The 1,126-nt window shown below is 57.6% G+C and carries 1 protein-coding gene; it reads right to left on the reverse strand.

Annotation, left to right across the window (positions count from 1 at the left end; genetic code table 11):
• A partial coding sequence (locus tag AC1DT3_RS22130; protein WP_477467324.1) for a calcium-binding protein occupies nt 1-962 on the reverse strand: 962 nt, incomplete at its 3' end.
• Between the last annotated feature and the right edge of the window lie 164 nt (nt 963-1,126).

The following is a 1,126-nucleotide window of genomic DNA, read 5'->3' on the forward strand; positions in this document are numbered from 1 at the left end:
CTGTCCCAGACGGCGTCGCTTCCGTCCCGGTCGGCGACCGTGTCAACGACGCCATATATACCCAAAGAGGCGGCACGGTCGTCGATCTTGTACTCGGAGAACTTGCCGCTATAGACGGCGGTGTCCGTACCGTCGCCGCCAGTCAGCGTGTCATTGCCGGCTTCACCCTGCATGACGTCGTCACCGGTTTGACCGTTCTGGTCTCCCGATAGGGTGTCGTTACCTTCTCCGCCGAAGAGCGTGTCGTTTCCACCGCCGCCCAAGAGGACATCGTCCCCGTACCAACCTTGAAGGTTGTTGGCGCCGCCGTCTCCCTCGAGATTGTCATTGAATCGTGAGCCCACGAGGCCCTCGATGCTGACGTAGTTATCTCCTTCGGCGTCGCCCGTATTGTTGTTGGGAAGGCGCAGACTCACCGTCAATCCGATGTCAGACGATGAGTAGCTTGCGAGGTCGTCCTGAGCACCACCATCGAGGATATCCGCCTCGGCTCCTCCCTCCAAAAGGTCGTAGCCATCTCCGCCAAGCAGGTGGTCAGTGCCGAGCCCTCCTTCCAGGATGTCGTTGCCGAACTCACCAACGAGGATGTCATTCGCACCGAGACCGCTGAGATAGTCGTTGCCAATGGCTCCGTTGAGCAAGTTGGGGAGCGAATTGCCCGTTAGGCTATCGTCGTGAATGGAACCCAGAGCATTCTCGATGAGGTCAACAAAAATGTCTCCCTCCGCCTCGCCACCGTGGTTCGTATTGTTGGATAGGTTGATCGTGACGGCCTCGAACGACTGATTGTAGTGCACTGCGTCAATATCCGCGCCACCCGTAAGCATGTCGGCGCCTATTCCTCCCTCGAGCGTATCATTGCCGCCAAAGCCCGAAATGGTGTCGTTTCCGGCGTCGCCAAATATGAACTCACCGATTTGACTACCGAACAGTTCGTCATCGCCCAAGCCGCCGTTTGCCATTATTGTCTCCTGAAAATTTGTGAAATGCAGAAACCAGGAGCCCTGTCATGAATCGGGGTTGAGTCTCCCTATGCGATCGAATGGGCAAGGCAAACTTATCTCAGCGCTACGTGCGGCTTCGCACCCGGCGGATCAGGCGAGCGGGCATGGGCTGGAATACCTGG

Source organism: Microvirga sp. P4_G7, from assembly GCF_056401005.1.